This window comes from Rudaea sp. (assembly GCF_057139185.1).
Genome location: NZ_DBNHDN010000031.1, coordinates 51,950 through 72,111 on the forward strand (window position 1 = coordinate 51,950; position 20,162 = coordinate 72,111).

Annotated in this window: 7 protein-coding genes; 6 read left to right on the forward strand and 1 reads right to left on the reverse strand. The window is 69.9% G+C overall.

Annotation, left to right across the window (positions count from 1 at the left end):
- Positions 1-18 precede the first annotated feature (18 nt).
- Genes recC through recD form a run of 3 tightly spaced genes read left to right on the forward strand, consistent with a single transcriptional unit; the run spans position 19 to position 8,476 of the window.
- The gene (gene recC, locus AC16HO_RS10885; protein ID WP_395643326.1) at positions 19-3,378 is read left to right on the forward strand and encodes an exodeoxyribonuclease V subunit gamma; all 3,360 of its coding nucleotides are present in this window, start codon (positions 19-21) and stop codon (positions 3,376-3,378) included.
- Positions 3,375-6,647 carry a UvrD-helicase domain-containing protein gene (locus tag AC16HO_RS10890; RefSeq protein WP_395643325.1) on the forward strand — a complete coding sequence of 1,091 codons (3,273 nt, stop codon included), beginning with the start codon at positions 3,375-3,377 and terminating at the stop codon, positions 6,645-6,647. The genes recC and AC16HO_RS10890 overlap by 4 nt, the downstream gene beginning before the upstream one ends.
- Positions 6,644-8,476, forward strand: a complete 1,833-nt coding sequence (gene recD, locus AC16HO_RS10895; RefSeq protein ID WP_395643324.1) for an exodeoxyribonuclease V subunit alpha — start codon at positions 6,644-6,646, stop codon at positions 8,474-8,476. Before AC16HO_RS10890 ends, recD begins: the two co-directional genes overlap by 4 nt.
- Positions 8,477-8,500: 24 nt before the next feature.
- Here recD and AC16HO_RS10900 read toward each other — a convergent pair whose 3' ends face one another.
- A complete protein-coding gene (locus tag AC16HO_RS10900; protein WP_395643323.1) occupies positions 8,501-9,304 on the reverse strand; it encodes a rhomboid family intramembrane serine protease in 804 nt (267 codons plus the stop codon).
- Positions 9,305-9,366: 62 nt separating this feature from the next.
- Here AC16HO_RS10900 and AC16HO_RS10905 point away from each other — a divergent pair, with 62 nt between their 5' ends.
- The 3 genes from AC16HO_RS10905 to AC16HO_RS10915 all read left to right on the forward strand — a co-directional run bounded on the left by AC16HO_RS10905 (position 9,367) and on the right by AC16HO_RS10915 (position 20,115).
- The gene (locus AC16HO_RS10905) at positions 9,367-9,873 is read left to right on the forward strand and encodes a GNAT family N-acetyltransferase (RefSeq protein ID WP_395643322.1); all 507 of its coding nucleotides are present in this window, start codon (positions 9,367-9,369) and stop codon (positions 9,871-9,873) included.
- Positions 9,874-9,911: 38 nt separating this feature from the next.
- Positions 9,912-11,093, forward strand: coding sequence for a class I SAM-dependent rRNA methyltransferase (locus AC16HO_RS10910; protein WP_395643429.1), 1,182 nt, complete (start codon positions 9,912-9,914; stop codon positions 11,091-11,093).
- Positions 11,094-11,349: 256 nt separating this feature from the next.
- The gene (locus tag AC16HO_RS10915) at positions 11,350-20,115 is read left to right on the forward strand and encodes a GH36-type glycosyl hydrolase domain-containing protein (protein WP_395643321.1); all 8,766 of its coding nucleotides are present in this window, start codon (positions 11,350-11,352) and stop codon (positions 20,113-20,115) included.
- Positions 20,116-20,162: the final 47 nt, after the last annotated feature.

Sequence of the window (20,162 nt, forward strand, 5' to 3'; positions counted from 1 at the left end):
AAACCGTATCCTCGCGGCATGGGGTTTCATCTCGTCTACGGCAACGACACCGACACGCTGCTCGAGCAGCTCGCCTCGCGGCTGCGCACGCCTGCCTCGGGGCAGAATCCGCTCGCGCCGGAAATCGTGCTCGTGCCGCAGTTCGGTCTGCGTCGCTGGCTCGAGATCCGGCTTGCGCAGCGGCTTGGCATCGTCGCAAACGTCGACTTCTACGCGCCGGCCGAGTACGCGTGGCGATTGCTGCGCGCCGCCGATCCGGCGCTTGCGCAGAAGTCCGGCTACGAACGCGAACTGCTGCGCTGGCGCATCTTCTCCCTGCTGCCGGCGCTCGCGCGCGAACCCGGTTGCGGCGAACTCGCGACCGCGCTGGGCGACGGCGATGCGAGCCTGCGCCTGCGCTTTGCCGATACGCTCGCGCATGCCTGCGAGCGCGACCTCGCCTACCGCAGCGAACGCCTCGCGCGCTGGGAGCGCGGCGCCGAGCCGGGCGATTGGCGCGCCGAGCTCTGGCGCCGCCTCGTCGGCACATCCACGCAGCCGCATCGCGCGCGCGCGCTTGCCGACTGGGTCGCGCGCCACGCGCCCGCTTCGGCCGCGCCGCCGGGCGTGCCGGCGCGCCTGTCCGCGTTTGCCTGTACCAACATCTCGCCCGACCTGCTCGGTTTCTACGGTCGCCTCGCGCAGCACTGTCGCGTCGATTTCTATCTGCCCACGCCGTGCCGCGCCTACTGGGGCGACGTGCGCAGCCCGCGCGAGCAGCTGCGCGCGGGACAGGAGTTCGACAGCGACGCGTTCGTCGACGACGAGAATCCCGCGCTCGCCGCGTGGGGCCGCGCCGGCCGCGATCTGATCGATCGGATCTACTCCTACGAGTACGTGCAGCCGGAAGAGGAAAGCGACGTATCGCGGGTGCCGTGCGGCAACTCGCTGCTTGCGCGCGTGCAGCGCGACGTGCTGGACCGCAGCGCGCCATCAGGCGAACCGGCGAAGCACGACGGCTCGATCCAGTTCCACCGTTGTCGCTCGCCGCTGCGCGAGGTGCAGGCGCTGCACGACCGCCTGCTCGACCTGTTCGCGAACGATCCGACCTTGACCCCGCGCGATGTCGCCGTGATGTCGCCCGACATCGCCGCCTACGCAGCGCACATCGACTCGGTGTTCGGCGGCATCGCGCGCGACGACAAGCGGCATCTGCCCTACACGCTCTCGGACTGCCCGCTGAGCCGCACGCATCCGCTGCTCGGCGTCGCCCGGCGCCTGTTCGCGCTGCCGGCCTCGCGGCTCGAGCTGGCGCAGATTTGCGAATGGCTCGCGCTGCCCGCACTGCAGCGCCGTTTCGGCTTCGACGCCGACGACACGCTGCGCCTGTCCACCTGGCTGCAGGAGGCTGGTGTGCGCTGGGGCCTCGATGCCGCGCAGCGTGTGGAGCTCGGTGCCGGCGACTATGCGGAGTTCAGCTGGCGCTTCGGCCTGGAACGCCTGCTGCTTGGCTATGCCAGCGGCGACCTCGACGAAGCCGGTAGCGCGCTGATCGCGGGTATCGCGCCCGACGCCGCGGTCGAAGGCACCGGTGCGCGCCTGCTCGGCGCGGTCCTGCGCATCGTCGATCTGCTCTCCGGCCTGCTGCGCGCGCAACGGCGTGAACACACGCCGCGGCAGTGGCAAAAAATATACAACGATGCCTTGTCGCAATTCTTCGATGCGGGCGACGAGCGCGCCGATGCGCAGGCGCTGGACCGCGTGCGCGCGGCGCTCGCCGACTTCGCCGAGGAAGCCGCGCAGGCGCGGATGGACGACGTCCTCGACTGGCGTTGCGTGCGCGACGAGCTGGAAACGCGTCTTGGCGATGCCGAGCGCGGCTATCGCTTCTTCGCCGGCGGCATCACGATCTGCGGCATGGTGCCGCTGCGTGCGGTGCCGTTCCGCGTGATCTGCCTGATTGGCATGAACGAGAGCGCGTTTCCGCGCCGCGACCGCGCCGCGCCGTTCGAACGCGAACGCGCGCCGCGTGGCGAACCCTCGGTGCGCGATGAAGACCGCTATCTGTTCCTGCAGCAACTCATGGCCGCGCGCGACGGCCTGCAATTGAGCTGGGTCGGCGAGGATGCGCGCGACGGCTCGCTCATGGAGCCGTCCGCCGTCGTCGCCGAACTGCTTCACATCCTCGCGCAATACGGCATCGCCACGCAGACCTGTCTCGTCGAGCATCCGCTGCAGCCGTTCTCGCCGCGCCTGTTCGATGCCGCCGGCGACGCCGCGCTGTTCACCTACGACGCGGCCTGGCTCGCCGCGACGCGCGCCTCGCCCGCCGCGCACGCGCAACGCTTCGTCGTAGGCGAAGTGCCGGCTACCGCCGTCGCCGGCGATGCGCCGACGCGCCTCGACCGGCGCGATTGGCAGCGCTTCTGGCGCAATCCCGCCGCGGCGTATTTCAGCCGCGCGCTCGGCATCGCGCTGGCCCGCGCACCGGAAGCGGATGGCGACGAGGACGACCTCGTCCTTTCCAACCTCGGTCGCTACGTCGTACTCGACGAGTTGCTCGACATGCGCGGCGACATCGACCCGGCCGCCGCCTGCGAGCTGCTGCGCGCGCAAGGCAAGTTGCCCGTGGGCACGGCCGGCACGCAGGCATTCGCGGCGTTGCGCGCGCCGCTCGCGGCGCTGTCCACGGCAAGCGCCGGGGTGATCGGCACGCGCGCCGCCGTGCGCGGCGAGACGTTCGAACTGGATCTCGGTGATCTCGTGCTGGGCGGCACGCTGCCGGAACATCGTGACGGCCTGCTCGTGCATGCGTTGCACAAGCCGGCCGAAGGAAATCGCCTGCTGCAGGCCTGGCTCGACTATCTTCTGCTCGCGACGCAGCGCGCCGACGCGCACCTGGTCCTGCTCGAATGGGACGAGAAGAAATCGTCGATCAGGCGCCGCGATGCGCGCGCAACATCGTTCGCGCAGGCGCGCCTCTGGCTGGCTGACCTGGCGAGGTTGCACCTGTGCGGCATGACAGCGCCGCTGGCGTATTTTCCGAAGGCGTCCTGCGCCTACGCGATGGCTTTCGCGGCCGGCGAGCGTAACGGGTCCGCCGCGGAAGACGCCCGCGCAAACCATGCCGGCGCGCTGCAATCCGCGCGTTGCAGGTACCGGAGCAACAAACACCCCAACGGCATGTCCCGCGGCGACGACGCGGAGCCGGCATTCGCACTCGCCGCACGCGGCACCGATCTGTTCGACGCCGCGTCGCCTGCGAGCCGCGCTTTCGCCGACTGCGCGCTGCGTGTGTTTCTGCCGGCGCTGGACACGTTGCGGGCGGTCGATCCCGGCAGCGGCGAAGCCTTGGCCGCGAAAACCCCGCGTGCGCGGGCGAAGGCGGCGCGCCCATGAACACGCGCGACCTCACCCTGGACATGCCGATCGACGGCCTGCAGTTGATCGAAGCGAGCGCCGGCACCGGCAAGACCTGGACGCTTGCCGGCCTGTATCTGCGTTTCGTCGTCGAGCGCCGTCGCGCGGTCGGCGAGATCCTCGCGGTCACCTTCACCGAGGCGGCCACGCAGGAGCTGAAGCGACGCCTGCGCGAGCGCCTCGTCGATTGCGCGGCGCTGGCCTCCGCCGAGGTCGCCCTGACGGCGGCGATATCCGACTCCGCCGAGGCAGCCCAGGCGAAAACGCTGCTTGCACGCGCGCTGGATGCCGGCGAAACGCGCGCGCAGCTCGCGCGACGCCTGCGTCTGGCCGCGCTCGACGTCGATCATGCGTCGATCACGACGATCAACGGTTTCTGCCGGCGCGCGCTGGCCGAGTACGGTTTGCTCGCCGGCCGCGCGCTCGCGGGTACGCTCGTTGCGCAGGACCGCGACCTGGTCGAGACCGCCACGGCCGACTGGTGGCGCGGCAAGGCGACCGCCGCCGCGGCCGCGGATTTCGACGTGTTGCGGGAAGCGTTCAAGACTCCGCAGGCTTTGGCGAAAGTCCTGGACTCGTTGCTGCCCGGCACGCGCCGCCTGTTGCCGGCCATCGATGGCGGCGATCGCGCCGTCGCCCTGCTGCACCAGGCGCTGGACGCGGTGCGCGAACGCGTCGTCGCGGCCAAGCGCGCGACCGCACGGCATTCGCACGACGACGAGATCCGCGAGCTGCACGGCGCGCTCGCGGGCGAGAACGGCGCGGAACTCGCCGCACGTTTGCATGCGCGCTGTCCGGTTGCGCTGATCGACGAGTTCCAGGACACCGACGCACGCCAGTTCGCCATCTTCGAGTCGATCTACGTCCCGCGTGGCGATCTCATCCTCATCGGCGATCCGAAGCAGGCGATCTACGGTTTCCGCGGCGGTGACGTGCACACCTATCTGCGCGCGCAGCGACGCGTTGCCGAGAGGCAGACCCTGACGCGCAACTTCCGCTCCACGCCGACCTACCTGCGTGCGCTCAACGCGCTGTATCGGGGCGCCGGCAAGCGCGCGTTCGAAGAAGATGACATCGTCTACGAAGCGCTGCAGCCCGGCGGCAAGGCGGCCGACGATGACCTTCTGATCGACGGTGTCGCGGCCACGCCGCTGACGCTGTGGTGCGACACGGACGCGGCGATCAAGCGCTCGAGCAAGGACGCAGCGCGCGCCCAGCTCGCCGCGGCCTGCGCGGCGGGCATCTTCGCCCTGCTCACTCCCGGCCGCGCGCGATTGCGCGAGAAACCGGACGGCGCGCACGCGCCTCTGCGCCCGGCGCACATCGCCGTGCTCGTCGCCATGCACGAGGAGGCGCGGGCGGTGCAGGACGCGCTGCGCACGCGCGGCATCGCCAGCGCGAGCATCACCCGCAGCAGCGTGTTCGCGAGTGAGGAGGCGGGCGAACTGCATCGCCTGCTCGATGCGCTTGCCGACTTCGACGAGGCGCGTCTGCGCGGCGTGCTGACGACGCGGCTGTTCGGCGCGACGATGACGGACTTCGCCGGTTTCGTGGCCGCGCCGCACACGTGGAGCGACCAACTCGCTTGGCTGGCCGAACTGCGCGACATCTGGCGCGCGCGTGGAGTCGCCGCGATGCTGGCACGCGTGTTCGAGGTGCACGCGGCGGCGCTGCTCGGTCTGGCGGACGGCGAGCGGCGCATGACCAACTGGTTGCAGCTTGCCGAACTGGCGCAAACCGCGTCGATCGACTGCGTCGGCCTGCGTGGCCTCGTCGATTGGCTGGCAGCGCGCATCGCGCAGGCTGACGACAACAATGAGGACGAACAACTGCGCCTCGAATCCGACGCGGGCCGGGTGCAGATCTTCACCTACCACAAGAGCAAAGGCCTGCAATTCCCGGTCGTGTTCCTGCCGTTCACCGGCATGCGGGGCGGCGCGCCCAAGCCGCCGTACCGGTTCCACGATGGCGAGGGCAATCCTGCCCTGTATTTCGCGGCAAACGCCGAAGCTGCCGCAACGCCCGCGGCCCTCGCCGCGTGTGTCGCCACCGCGCACGACGACCTCGCCGAGGAATTGCGCAAACTCTACGTCGCGCTGACCCGCGCCTGTTGCGCGACGTTCGCCTGCGTCGATGCCATCGGCAGCCGCGGTGAAGAACCGGCGCTGCTGCACCTGCTCGGCGTCGCGCCGGCCGGCGGCACGAAGGATGCCGCGGCGACGGACGCGCAGCTTGCGTCGCGTCTCGCCGCGCTGCGCGCGAGCGCCGCGGGCGCCATCGCGATCGAGACCTTGCCCGCGGCCGCGGCGACCCGGCTCGCCGATACGCGCGAGGCCGCCAAACCGGGCACGGTGCGGCGCATGCCGCGCGCCCTGCGCGACGACTGGCGCATCGTCAGCTATTCGCGCCTCGCCGCCGGTGCGCGCGATGACGTGCGCGCGGACCGAAGCGACGAAGGTGCGTCGGCGCCGGTCGATGGCGCGGCGTCGGTGGCGCGAAGCGCGGTCCTCGGCGGCGCGCGCTTCGGCACCGCCTTCCACGAACTGATCGAAGTCGCCGACTTCCGCGCCTGGCGCGATCGCCATCCGCGCAACCTGCCGCCCGGCGAGGACGCGCGGATCGACCGCATCCTGCAACGCCACGCACTCGACGCTGACGCGGCCGAAGCGCACGCGCTGCTCGCCGACCTGCTCGCGCGCACGCTCAACGCGCCGCTGCCGTTCGGCGCGCGCCTCGCCGATCTCGCAGCCGAAGCCTGTCGCGCCGAGATGCCGTTCCACTTCTCCATCGGCCACGCCGACACCGCGCGCTGGTTGGCGCTGCTCCACGAGCACGGCTACGTGCGCGAGCGCGGCCGTTTCGAGCTCGCCCGGCTCGAAGGCCTGATGACCGGCGTGCTCGACCTCGTCCTGTTCCACGCCGGCCGCTGGTGGGTGATCGACTACAAGACGAACATCCTTCCTGACACCGGCGACTCGCGCCCCTATGCCGCGACCGCGCTCGCCGCCGCCGTGCGCGACAAGGAATACGATCTGCAATACCTGATCTACCTCACCGCGCTGCATCGCTGGCTGAAATCGCGCGACCCCGGCTACGACTACGCGCGCGACATCGGCGGTGCGCTCTACCTGTTCGTGCGCGGCCTCGACGCGCGCGGCGTCGACGGCGTGCATGTGGATACGCCGCCGGCCGCGCTGATCGAAGCGATCGACGCGCTGCTCGCGCCCGCAGCCGAGGCGGCGGCATGACGCACCGGATCGACCGCCTCGAAGCACTCGGCGTGCTGCCTGCCGTCGACGCCGCGCTCGGCCGCCTGTTGGCGAAAAAGTCGCCGCGCGACGGCGATGCCATCGGCCTTGCCGGCGCGCTTGCGAGCGCGGCGCTCGCGCACGGCCACAGCTGCCTGCCCCTGGCCGCGCTGCACGGGTTTGCCGCCGATCTCGCCGCCGCGACCGGTGCGGACCTGGCCGAGGCCTTGCCGACGGTGGCCGACATTCGCGCCGCGCTGCGCGCATCCAGCCTCGCCGCCGCCGATGCCACACGCGCCGCCGCACTCGTGTTCGACACGGACGAGCGCATCTACCTGCGTCGCTATTTCGTCTACGAACAGACCGTCGCGCAGGCGCTGCGCGAACGCCTCACCGATGCGAGCCTGGGCGCCGATCTCGCACGCATCGATGCATCCACGCTGCGCGACGCGCTGGCGCAGGGAATCGCCGCAGGCCGCAGCGACGATGTCGACCAGCGCATCGCCGTGCTGCTCGCGCTGCGTTCGCGCCTGCTCATCGTCAGCGGCGGCCCCGGCAGCGGCAAGACCACGACCGTGCTGCGCCTGCTCGCGCTGATCGTCGCGCAGGCGCGCACCGCCGCGGCGGTCGTGCCGCGCATCGCCCTCGCCGCACCGACCGGCAAGGCCGCCGCGCGCCTGGCGCAAACGCTGCGCGTGCGCGGCGGCGAGCACGCCGACGCCGCGATTCCCGCCACGGCGACGACGTTGCACCGCCTGCTCGGCCTCGGCGCGCCCGGCGGCCGCGCACGTTTCGACCGGAACAATCCGCTGCCGTACGACCTTGTCGTCATCGACGAAGCCTCGATGCTCGATCTCGCCCTCGCCGCGCGCCTGTGCGAGGCGCTGGCGCCGTCGACGCGGCTGATCCTGCTCGGCGACCGCGACCAGCTCGCTGCGGTCGAGGCCGGACGCGTGTTCGGCGCGCTGAGCCACGCTGCGACGGCGGCCGGCGGCTACTCGTCCGCGCTCGCGCATTGGCTGCAGAATATACTTTTGGAAAAAGTGGAAATTGCGTCACAACCGGCGCTGCTGGCTGAGGCGTTCGTCGAACTGCGTGGCAACCACCGCTTCGGCGCGCACGGCGCGATCGGGCGTCTCGCGCGCGCGCTGCGTGACGGCGAAGCCGATACGGCGCTGGGCATCCTGGGCGAGGCGCAAGCCGAGGCCGCCTTGCACCCGCTCGGCACCACCGGGCTCGCGCAGCGCATCGTGCGCGAACTCGTGTCGCGCTACGCCGATCTCGCGCAGGCCGCGGATGCGGACGCCGCCTTCGCCATCGCCGACCGTTTCCGTGTGCTCTGCGCATTGCGCGAAGGCGCGTTCGGCGCCGTCGCGATCAACGCCGCGATCGAGCACGAGCTGCGCCGCCGATGCAGCGTTGCCGAGACGTGGTACCCCGGCCGCCTCGTCATCGTCGGCGGCAACGACTACCGTCTGGGCCTGTTCAACGGCGATGTCGGCGTTGCCCTTGCGCGCGCGGCCGACGGAGCGCTCGAAGTCTGGTTCCGCGACGCCGACGGCAGCCTGCGCGCGCTGCCGCCGGCCATCCTCGGCGACTGCGCGCCGGCGTATGCGTTGACCGTGCACAAGGCGCAGGGCTCCGAGTTCGACGAGGTCGTCGTCGTCCTGCCCGCGCGCGACGCGCGTGTGCTCACGCGCGAGCTGGCCTATACCGCGGTTACGCGCGCGCGCAGCAAAGTGGAGTTGTGGACGAGTGCGGAGATTCTTGCCGCCGCTGCCGCGCGCAGCACGCAGCGCTGGTCGGGGCTGGCGGACCGCCTGGCGTGAGTTGCAGTCTGCGTCGGCGCGGGTTCAATGCACGGTCGGATTGCGCGTACTGCGCGGCTGCGCAAACTCGATCACGTTGTCGCCACCGACCGGCTTCGCGCGCGGTCCGTTCCACAGCACGGGCACATTGCGCGGGCGATCCGGCTCCAGGCCATCGTTGAGTCCGTCGCCGCCCTCGTCCGCGGAGTCGTCTTCGATCTCCCAGCTGTAGCGCTTGCGCGGCGCCAGCGGGTCGAGCCGGTAGAAGGCGATCGCCGCGATCACGCCGGCAATCGCGCCGGCGAGATGGTATTCGAACGACACGTTCTCTTCGCGCGGCAGCACGGTCAGGGTCATGCCGCCGTAGAGGAAGAACACCGCGAGTGCGATAGCCACGCCGAGGCGGTCGCGGCGGAACAGGCCGGTCAGGAACAGGAAGAACATCAGGCCGTGCACGATGCCGCTGATACCGACGTGCAGCGACGGCCGCGCGAACAGCCACACGCCGAGCCCGGAGACGATCCAGATCAGCGGCAGCGCGTAGCGCGCGGCGCGCGGGTAGGCGTAGAGCAGGAACGCGGACAGCAGGCCGAGCGGCAGCGTATTCGACATCAGGTGCTCGAACGAGGCGTGCACGAACGGCGCGGTCAAGATGCCGACGAGGGCGTGCGGGTCGCGCGGGCGGATGCCGAGCGCATCCATGTCCCAACCGAGCGCGAACGCGGCCAGCCAGACGATCCAGATGCCGGCGACGAGCGCGAGCGCACCGAGCACGGCGTAGCGCACGCGCTCGCGGTCGTTGCGCACGGTGGCGGCGCTGGCTTCGGCGGTGATCGGGGCGAGGTCCATGTCTCCATCATGGGGACGTCGGCGGCGCGCACAAGACGTGCCCCGCGTGGCAGACTGACGGCATGCTGATACGACTAGCCGAACCCGACGACGCGATGGACGTGGCGCGCGTGCACGTGCGCGCCTGGCAGGTCGGCTATCGCCGTTTGCTGCCACCGGATTATCTCGAGGGTCTGCGCGTCGAAGATCGGGCACGGCGCTACGATTTCGCGAATCCCGATCAACGCCGACCGGCAACACTGGTTGCCGCAGACGGTGGTGCGATCCGCGGATTCGCGACGACGATGCCAGCGAACAATGCCGATATGCCGGAGTGTGCCGAGCTTTGCGCGCTCTACGTCGATCCGGATTGGTGGGGCCGCGGTGTTGGCGGCGCATTGGCTGCCGCAGCACGCGCCCGTCTGCGCGATCAGGGTTTCCGCGAAGCGGTGCTCTGGCTGCTCGCCGGCAACGATCGCGGCGCACGCTTTTACCACCACGACGGATGGTCGGCGGACGGAATCGTACGCAAGGACGTCGTCTGGGAGGTCGAGGTCGAGGAGCTGCTTTATCGCCGCGGGCTGGATTGACCCGGGCTCGGCCAACGCGCATGCTTTATCATGTCGCGATGAATTCCCCGCACAACGCCAATCCCGTCGTCCATCTCAAGATCGAGCGCCGCTCCAACCATCCTTGGATTTTCCAGAAGATGGTGGAGAAGCCCGAGCCGAAACCGAAGCCCGGCAGCGTGGTCGACATCGTCGACCGCGACGGCATGTTTGCCGGCCGCGGCTTCTACAACGGCCATTCGCGCATCGCGCTGCGCGTACTCACGTCCGATCCGGACGAGGCCGTCGACGAAAGCTTTTTCGCACGCAAGATCTCGGATGCGATCACCCTGCGCCGCGAGGTGCTCAAGCTCGACGCGGCGACCGACGCCTACCGCGTGATCCATTCCGAAGGCGATGGCCTGTCGGGCCTCATCGTCGACCGTTTCGCCGACACGCTTGTCGTCGAATATTTCTCCGCCGGCATGTTCAAGCAGCGCGACCTGATCAAGCGCGTCCTGCTGCAGCATTTTCCCGAGGCGGAAATCTATGCCTTCGCCGAGGAACACGTGCAGAAGCAGGAAAGCTTCGATTGCTCGGTGCCGCCGACTCCGCGGCCGACCGTGATCCACGAACACGGCGTGCAGTTCCATGCCGCGCCGGGCAGCAAGCACAAGACCGGTTTCTTCGCCGACCAGCGCGACAACCGCCTGTTCCTGTCGGAGTTCTGCGCCGGCAAGCGCGTGCTCGACCTGTGCTGCAACTCCGGCGGCTTCGGCATCTACGCCAAGGCGCGCGGCGGGGCCGAGGAAGTCGTCGGCATCGATCTCGACGAGGAGATTCTCGGTATCGCCGAGCAGAACGCGCGCTTGAACAAGGCCAGGGTCAAATTCATCCAGGCCGACATCTTCGCCTGGCTGCGCGATGTCGCCGGCAATCCGCAGAAGAAGTTCGATGTCGTCGTCCTCGACCCGGCGAAGATGACGCGCGACCGCGAGCAGGTGATCCCGGCGCTGAAGAAATACCTCGACATGAACAAGCTCGCACTCGGCGCGGTCAAGCCGGGCGGCATCTTCCTCACCTGCTCGTGCACGGGCCTGATCAGCGAAGAACAGTTCCTCGACATGCTGCGCCGCGCCGCGTTCTACGCCAACCGCACGGTGCAGGTGATCAAGGTGTCCGGCGCCGGCCCCGATCATCCGTGGCAGGCGCATGTGCCCGAGTCGCGTTATCTCAAAGCGGCGTTCTGCCGCGTCGAGTAGCGTTCGACGCATGCGCCGCCTTGCGCGGCGCATGCAATGCGGCAAATGGCTGATCGGGGCGCAATGCCCTTTTACGTTTTCTTTCCCTGCACTCAGCTATACCAAATCTCCAATCGGGTTGCGCGGGTCCGCCCGTGCGCAATGGCCGCTTGCGATCTGCTTGCGCGCCGTGACCCCGACCTTTCCACACTCATTGCAGGGGATGAGCGAGACGGCTCGCGCCCGTGCGCGTCCGTCGCGACTGCGAGGGCCGCATTTGAACCCGATCAGCAGAAAGTTTGGTCGCCTGATCCTGCCGGCGATGGCGCGTCTGGGTTTGCGTCGTGGCATCGTGCGCGGGGTGGGCAAGCGCGGCATGCGTTCGCGGCTCAGCGAAGCGCCGTTGCGTGTGGAACTGCTGACCGCGGCGCAGATGGCCGAGCGTGGCCAGGAGCTCGCCGGCGAGCACGAATGGCGACGTGGACGCCGCGGCGACACGCTGCTGCTCGAACGCCTGCGCCACAACGAGACGCTGATCGAGGACACCAGCCGCGCGCTCGCCGCGGCGATCGCCGGACAGCACCGCATCACGCCGGCCGGCGAGTTCCTGCTCGACAACCTCTATGTGATCTTCGACCAACTGCGCAAGACGCGCACGCACCTGCCGCGCGGCTACAGCGCCGAATTGCCCGTGCTGACGCGCGGCGCGAGTGCGGGCATGCCGCGCGTCTACGATCTCGCCCTCGATGCGATCTCGCACGGCGATGGCCGGGTCGACCAGGATGCGCTCGCGCGCTTCGTGCGCGCCTATCAGGAGCGCGCGCCGCTGAGTCTCGGCGAACTCTGGGCGATCCCGATCATGCTGCGCGCCGCGCTGATCGAGAACCTCGGGCGCGCCGCGGCGCGCGTGCGCCGCGGTCTCGCGCACAGCCGCCTCGCCGCGCAGTGGGCGCAGCGCATGCTCGACGCCGCGCAGCGCGATCCGAAAGCGCTGATCCTCGTCGTCGCCGACATGGCGCGCAGCGAGCCGCCGCTGACCCAGGCGTTCGTCGCCGAGATGGCGCGGTGCCTGCATGGAGCGGGCGCCGCGCTCAACCTGCCGCTGAGCTGGATCGAGCAGCGTCTCGCCGAGGCCGGCGTGTCGATTGCCCAGCTCGTGCAGGCTTCGCATCACGAGCGTGCATTGGACCATGTCACGATCGACAATTCGATCGCGAGCCTGCGCCTGCTCGACACGCTCGACTGGCACGACTTCGTCGAGGCGACGAGTGCGGTCGAACGCGTGTTGCGCGAGGATCCCGCGGGCATCCACACGCACATGGACTTCGCCACGCGCGACAGCTATCGCCACGCGGTCGAGCACTTCGCGCGATGCAGCGGACGCGACGAACTCGAGGTCGCGCAGGACGCCCTCGCGCTCGCGCGCGACGCCGCACGCTCGAGCGCGTTGCCGGAGCAGGAAGCGGCCGCGCACGTCGGCTACCACTTGGTCGGGCGCGGCCGCGCGCAGCTGCTGCGCCGCTGCGGTGCGGGTTTCAGCGCGACGCTGCGCGAACGCTGGCGCGGTGATCTGCCGTTCGCGGTCTACCTGACGGCGATCGTCGCGCTCGGCCTCGCCGTCGCGCTGCCGCTGCTGCACGCGTTGGTGGCGACGCACGCGCCGATCTGGTTGCGCCTGTCCGCGGGCCTGTGCATCGTCATCGTGCTCAGCCAGCCCGTGGTTTGGCTGGTCGATCGCATCGCGCTTGCGCTGATCGGGCCGCGGCCGCTGCCGCGCATGGATTTCCGCAAGGGCATCCCGGCCGAGGCACGCACGCTCGTTGTCGTGCCCTGCCTGATCGGCAGCGTGGCCGAGGCGCACACGCTCGCCGACCAGCTCGAGTTGCGCTACCTCGCCAATCGCGACGGCGGTCTCGGCTTCGCCCTGCTTGGCGACTTTCCCGACGCCGATGCGGAACAACTGCACGGCGACGCGGCGGTGCTCGACGCCGCGGTCGGCGCGATCGAAGAATTGAACCGGCGTCACGCCAAGGCGCGTTTCTTCCTGCTGCACCGGCCGCGCACCTGGAACGAGAGCGAACAGCGCTGGATCGGCCGCGAACGCAAGCGCGGCAAGCTCGGCGATCTCAATGCGTTGTTGCGCCACGGCGATGCGAACGCGTTCACCTGCATCGTCGGCGATCGCGCCGCGTTGCACGGCGTGCGCTACGTGATCACGCTCGACGTCGACACACGCCTGCCCAGCGACGCGGCGCGTCGGCTCATCGAGACGATGGCGCATCCGCTCAACCGTCCGCGCCTTGCGCCGGACGGATGTCGCGTCGAAACAGGCTATACGATCCTGCAGCCGCGCATCGGCAACCTGCTGCCGTCCTCGGGCAGCACGCGTTATGCGGCGTTGTTCGGCGGCGATGCCGGAGTCGACCCATACACGCTCGCCGTCTCCGACCTGTACCAGGATCTGTTTTCCGAAGGTTCGTTCATCGGCAAGGGCATCTACGACGTCGCTGCGTTCGAGCACCTGCTCGGCGATCAGGCCGCGCGTTTTCCGCACAACCGCATCCTTTCCCACGACCTGCTCGAAGGTTGCTATGCGCGCGCCGGCCTGAGCACCGACATCGAACTGTACGAGGAATATCCGCAGAGTTGGCGCGTCGACGCGCAGCGGCGCGCACGCTGGACCCGCGGCGACTGGCAGATCGCGGCGTGGCTGTTCCCTTCGGTACCGATGGCGGGCGCACGGCGCGAACGCAACCCGCTGACTTGGCTGTCGCGCTGGAAGATTTTCGACAACCTGCGCCGCAGCGTGCTCGCGCCGGCACGGTTCGCGCTGCTCCTGCTCGCCTGGTTCGCGTTGCCGCAGCCGGCATGGTGGTCGCTGTTCGTGCTTGTAGCCGCGCTGCTGCCAGTCGCGCTCGACGCATCGATCGCGGCGCTGAACTCGCCGGCCGGCGGCGTCGTGCGCCATCTGGGCAGCGTGTTGCGCGGTGTCGTGCCGGCCGCGGCGCGCGTTGGCCTCCGTCTCGCCTGCCTGCCGTTCGATGCGCTGCGGAACACGACCATGATCGTGCGCACCGGCTGGCGCGTGCACGTGTCGAAGCGGCATCTGCTGCAATGGGTCGCCTCCAGCGTCGTCGCCGAGCGCGCGCGCGGCGACGACGCTGCGTCGACGTGGCGGGAATTGAAAGCCGCGCCGGTCACCGCATGCGTCGTCGGCGTCGCGTTGGCCCTGTTGCGCGCCGACGCGCTCGCCCCGGCCGCGCCGTGGCTTGTCGCCTGGTTTTTCGCGCCGGCCGTCATCGCCTGGTCCGCGCGGGTCCCGCCACGTCGGGTGCGACCGCTGGATGCGCCGCAAACGCAGTTCGTGCGCCAGGCCGCGCGTCGCACCTGGGCCTGGTTCGAGCGCTTCGTCAGTGCCGAGGACAACTGGCTGCCGCCGGATCACTACCAGGAATTTCCGGCGGTCAAGATCATGCACCGCACCTCGTCGACCAACATCGGCATGGGCCTGTTGGCGAATCTCGCCGCGTACGATCTCGGCTACGTGTCGCTGCGCGGCCTGCTCGCGGCGACGCGGCGCACCATCGACACGCTGCGCAAACTCGAACGCCATCGCGGCCATCTCTACAACTGGTACGACACCGCGACGCTGACGCCGCTGCAACCGATGTACGTGTCCACGGTCGACAGCGGCAACTTCGTCGGCCATGTGCTGACCTTGCGCCAGGGTTTGTTCGAGCTGCTGCACGCGCCGATCGTCGGTACGCAGGCATTCGCCGGCCTGGCCGACACGTTCGCCGTGCTGCGCACGTTGAGCGGGCGCGAGACGGATGCGGTCTGGCTGCCGTTCGCCGACGCGCTCGCGGCCGCGCGGCGATTGCCCGCACAGCTGCCGATCGCGGCCAGTCGTGCCGCGCTGCGCGACCTGTTCGAGCGCGCACGCGCGCTGCAACCGGCGCTCGCGGACGCCACACCTCTCGTGCGCGAATGGAGCGAGAAACTGCTGCACCAGGCGGCGCTGGCGATGGCCGATATCGAGGATTTCGTCGGCGACGTTGCGACCCGCGCGGCGACAGCCCGCGATCCCGATGCGACCGTCGACTCGCCGATGCCGAGTCTTGCCGGCCTGGGCGCGGACAAATCGGTGCCGCCCGCGGCGGCGGAACTCGCGCGTGCCTGCATGCAGGAAATCGAAGCGCTGGCCGCGTTCTGCGCCGATTTCGCGCGCGTCGATTTTGCCTTCCTCTACGATGCGTCGCGCGAGCAGTTCGCGATCGGCTACAACGTCGGCGAAGGCCGGCGTGACGCCGGCTACTACGACCTGCTCGCCTCGGAGGTGCGGCTGGCGGTTTATCTCGCCGTCGCCCAGGGGCAGATCGCGCAGGACGGCTGGTTTGCGCTCGGTCGCGTGCAGACGCAGGTCGCCGAAGGCCGGGTGCTGCTGTCGTGGAGCGGCTCGATGTTCGAGTACCTGATGCCGCAGCTGGTGATGCCGGCGTGGCCCGGCAGCCTGATCGCCGAGTCGGCGCGTGTCGCGGTCGCGCACCAGATCGCCTGGGGACGCGCGCAAGGCTTGCCGTGGGGCATTTCCGAGTCGGGCTATTTCCTCACCGACGCAGGACAGAACTACCACTACCGTGCGTTCGGCGCGCCCGGGCTGGGCCTGCAGCGCGGCCTCTCGCAGGACCGCGTCGTCGCGCCGTACGCGAGCGCGCTCGCGCTGCTGGTCGCGCCGAACGAGGCCGCGAACAATCTCGCCGCGATCGCCGCGCGCGGCTGGTGGTCGCAGTACGGCTATTACGAAGCGATCGATTTCACCGCGGCGCACCTGCCCGCGGGCGAGACGGTCGGTGTCGTGCGCGAATACATGGCGCACCACCAGGGCATGAGTCTCGTTGCGTTCGCCGAGTGCCTCAACGGCTCGGCGATGCAGCGCCGCTTCGCCGCCGACGCCGAACTCGCCGCCGTGTTGCTGCTGCTGCAGGAACGCATGCTGCGCGACGTCGCGCTCGCGCCGGCCGCGCCGGCCGCGCTCGACGTGCGTGCCGAGCCCGATGACGCGCCGACACCGCAGCGCCGCTACACCCAGGTCAATGCGCCGCAACGGCCCGCGCTGCAACTGCTCGGCAACGGCAGCTATCGGGTCATGCTGACGCACAGCGGCGCCGGCTACAGCCGCTGGCGCGAACTCGACCTCACGCGCTGGCGCGAGGATCCGACGCGCGACGCCTGGGGCACCTTCATCCACATCCGCGACGTGGCCGGTGGCCGGGTCTGGAGCACGGCCACGGCGGTTGCCGCGGATGCGCCGGCCGCGCGCGAGATCGTGTTCGACGACGCGCGCGTGGAGCAGCGCCTGGTCCTGGAGCAGGCCGAGGCGCACGTGCAGATCGTGGTCTCGCCCGAGGACGACATCGAGTTGCGCCGCCTGCGCCTGACCAACCGCGCACGCGTGCCGCGCACGTTCGAGCTGACCAGCTACGCCGAGATCGTGCTCAACAGCGGCGCGGCCGATGCGTTGCATCCGGCGTTCAACAATTTATTCGTGCAGACCGAGATCCTGCGCGCGCACGGCGCAATCCTCGTCACGCGCCGGCCGCGCCTGGCCGGCGACGCGCAGCCCTGGCTCCTGCATCAATTCTGCGTACGCGGCGAAGCCGGTCGCGCGCTGCCGGTGCTCGAAACCTCGTTCGAGACCGACCGCGCGCGTTTCCTCGGTCGCGGCAATGGCGCGACCGAGGCGGTCGAACTGGGCCGCGCGGGCGCACTGTCGAACAGCGCAGGCGACGTGCTCGATCCGATCGCCGCGATCCGTCAGCGCGTGAGCGTGCCGGCCGAAGGCAGCGTCGTCGTCGATCTCATCGCCGGCGCCGGCGCAGATCGCGAAACCATGCTCGCGCTGGCCGGCAAGTATCGCGAGCGCGCGCTCGCCGACCGTGCGCTGGCGATCGCGACGACGCACAACCGCATGTTGCTCGGCCAGATCAACGTCAGCGAAAGCGAGGCGCAACTGTATTCGCGGCTCGCCGCAGCGATCCTCTACGCCGATCCGGCCCGGCGTGCGCCGGCTGAGGTGATCGCGAGCAACCGGCTCAGCCAGCCGGGGCTATGGGCGCACGGCATTTCCGGTGACCTGGCGATCGCGCTCGTGCTGATCGAGGAGGTGGAGAAACTGGCGCTGGTGAGGCAGGTCGTCGCCGCACAACGCTACTGTCGCGAGAAGGGACTGGGTTTCGATCTGGTCGTGCTCAACGAGGAGCGCGGCGGCTATCGGCAGGAGGTCAACGACGCGATCCATGCCGCGGTCGCCGCGGCCGGCGAAGGCGCGATGATCGACCAGCGCGGCGGCGTCTTCGTCCGCAGTGGTGCGCAGATCCCGCACGAGGACCGCGTGCAGCTGCTCGCGGTCGCGCGCGTCGTGCTCTCCGACCGCGCGGGCAGCTTCGCCGAACAGCTGAAGGACGCCGGATCCTCCGCGGCTGAGCCGGCCGTGCCGGAATTCGCGCCGACGCGCCGGGTCGCGGACATCGATGCGCGGCCGGTTCCGATTCCGAAACTCGACGCGTACAACGGCCACGGCGGCTTCGCGCGCGGCGGACGCGAGTACGTGGTCGTCTGCGAGGAAGGCGAGCCCACCCCGCTGCCGTGGGCGAACGTGCTCGCAAACCCGCATTTCGGCAGCGTCGTCAGCGAATCGGGCTGCGGTTATACCTTCTTCGACAACGCGCACGAATATCGGCTCACGCCTTGGCACAACGATGCCGTGGCCGACGCCAGCGGCGAGGCGTTCTATCTGCGCGACGAGGAAACCGGCGCGTACTGGTCGCCGACACCGCTGCCCGCGCGCGGCCGCGGCCGCTATCTCGCGCGCCACGGTTTCGGCTACAGCCAGTTCGAGCATGTCGAGGACGGTATCGCCAGCGAGTTGCGCGTGCACGTCGACGTCGACGCGCCGCTCAAGTTTTTCGTCCTGCGTCTGCGCAACGACTCGGGCCGCGCACGCAGGATATCGGTGACCGGCTACGTGGAATGGGTGCTTGGCGACCTGCCGGCGAAGGCCGCGCAGCACGTGACGAGCTGGCTCGACGCGAGCGGCGCGCTGTTCGCGCGCAACACCTGGAACGCCGAGTTCGCCGGCCATGTCGCTTTTTTCGACGTCGAGCAGGCGCAGCGCACGATCAGCGGCGACCGCAGCGAATTCCTCGGCCGCAACGGCAATTCGAAGTCACCCGCGGCGATGCGGCGCGCGCGCCTGTCGGGCCGCATCGGCGCCGGATTCGATCCGTGCGCGGCGATCCAGGTACCGCTCGAACTCGCCGACGGCGAGACGCGCGAGGTGATATTCCGTCTCGGCGCCGCGCGCAGCGCCGAGGAAGCCGAGCGCCTGGTCGCGCGCTTCCGCCGCTCCGGTACGGCGCGCGCCTCGACCGAGGCAGTCGCCGCGCTGTGGCGGCGCCTTACCGGCGATGTCGTCGTCACCACGCCCGATGCGGGCATCAACCTGCTCGCGAACGGCTGGCTTCTGTACCAGACGATCGCCTGCCGGCTGTGGGCGCGCAGCAGCCTGCACCAGTCCGGCGGTGCATTCGGCTTTCGCGACCAGTTGCAGGACGCGATGGCACTCGTCCACGCCGCTCCCGCGCTGCTGCGCGAGCAGATCGTGCTTGCCGCGCAACGTCAGTTCCGCGAAGGCGACGTGCAGCATTGGTGGCATCCGCCCGGTGGCCGCGGCGTGCGCACGAGCTGTTCCGACGATCACCTGTGGCTGCCGCTCGCGCTCGCGCGCTACCTGCGCGCGAGCGGCGATCGTGGCGTGCTTGCCGAGCGCAGCCACTACCTCGAAGGCCGCCCGCTCAATCTCGGCGAGGATTCGTACTACGACCTGCCGCTGCGCTCGAACGAGTCCGCCGATCTCTACCAGCACTGCGTGCGCGCGATCGAGCATGCGTTGCGCGGCGTCACCGGCAGCGCGCACGGCCTGCCGCGCATCGGCGGCGGCGACTGGAACGATGGCCTCAACGCGGTCGGCGCGCAGGGCCGTGGCGAAAGCGTCTGGCTCGGCTTTTTCCTGTACCACGTGCTCACCCAATTCCGCGAGGTGGCGTGCCTGCGCGGCGACGACATCTTCGCCGCACGTTGCGAACGCCACGCGCGCGAGCTGGCCGGGAACCTGGAGCGCCACGCCTGGGACGGCGACTGGTACCGCCGCGCCTGGTTCGATGACGGCACACCGCTCGGCGCGAAGGAAAACGCGCAGTGCCGCATCGACTCGATCGCGCAGAGCTGGGCGGTGCTGTCGGGTGCGGGCGACCCCGTGCGCGCGCAGCGCGCGCTTGACGCACTCGATGCGCAACTGGTCGACGATGAGGCGGGGCTGATATGCCTGCTGCATCCGCCGTTCGATCGGGCGACCGCGAACAGGCCCTCGCCAGCAAACGTTTCTGTCGGTGGCGAGGAAGTCAGGATGCCCGATCCCGGTTATATCGCCGGCTACCCGCCCGGCGTACGCGAGAACGGCGGCCAGTACACGCACGCGGCGGTGTGGGCGGTGATGGCGTTCGTGCAGGCGGGCCGCGTCGAGCGCGCCTGGCAATTGTTCGACCTGATCAATCCGCTGCGCCATGCGGCCGACGAAGAAGGTGTAGAAATATACAAGGGCGAACCCTACGTCGTCGCCGCCGACGTCTATGCGAATCCAGCGCATCGCGGCCGCGGCGGCTGGAGTTGGTACACCGGCTCGGCCGGCTGGATGTACCGGCTGCTGATCGAAACCTTCCTCGGCTTGACGCGCGAAGGCTCGCGCCTGCGCATCGCGCCGCGTCTGCCCGCGGCATGGCCCGGCGTCGACATCGCCTACCATCATGGCGAGGCGACGTACGCGATCCATGCGCAGCGCGATGCCTCGCGGCCGCCCGGTACCGTGCTGCTCGACGGTGTGGCGCAGGCCGGCGAAGCGATCGACCTCGACGCGACCGCTGGCGTGCATCGGGTCGACGTCTATCTTGCCGTGGCGCCGGCCCAGCCCGCCGCGCGCAGGATCTGAAACGCAGATGATCGAGGATCGCGCTACACTGCGCGCCCGTTTCCGTG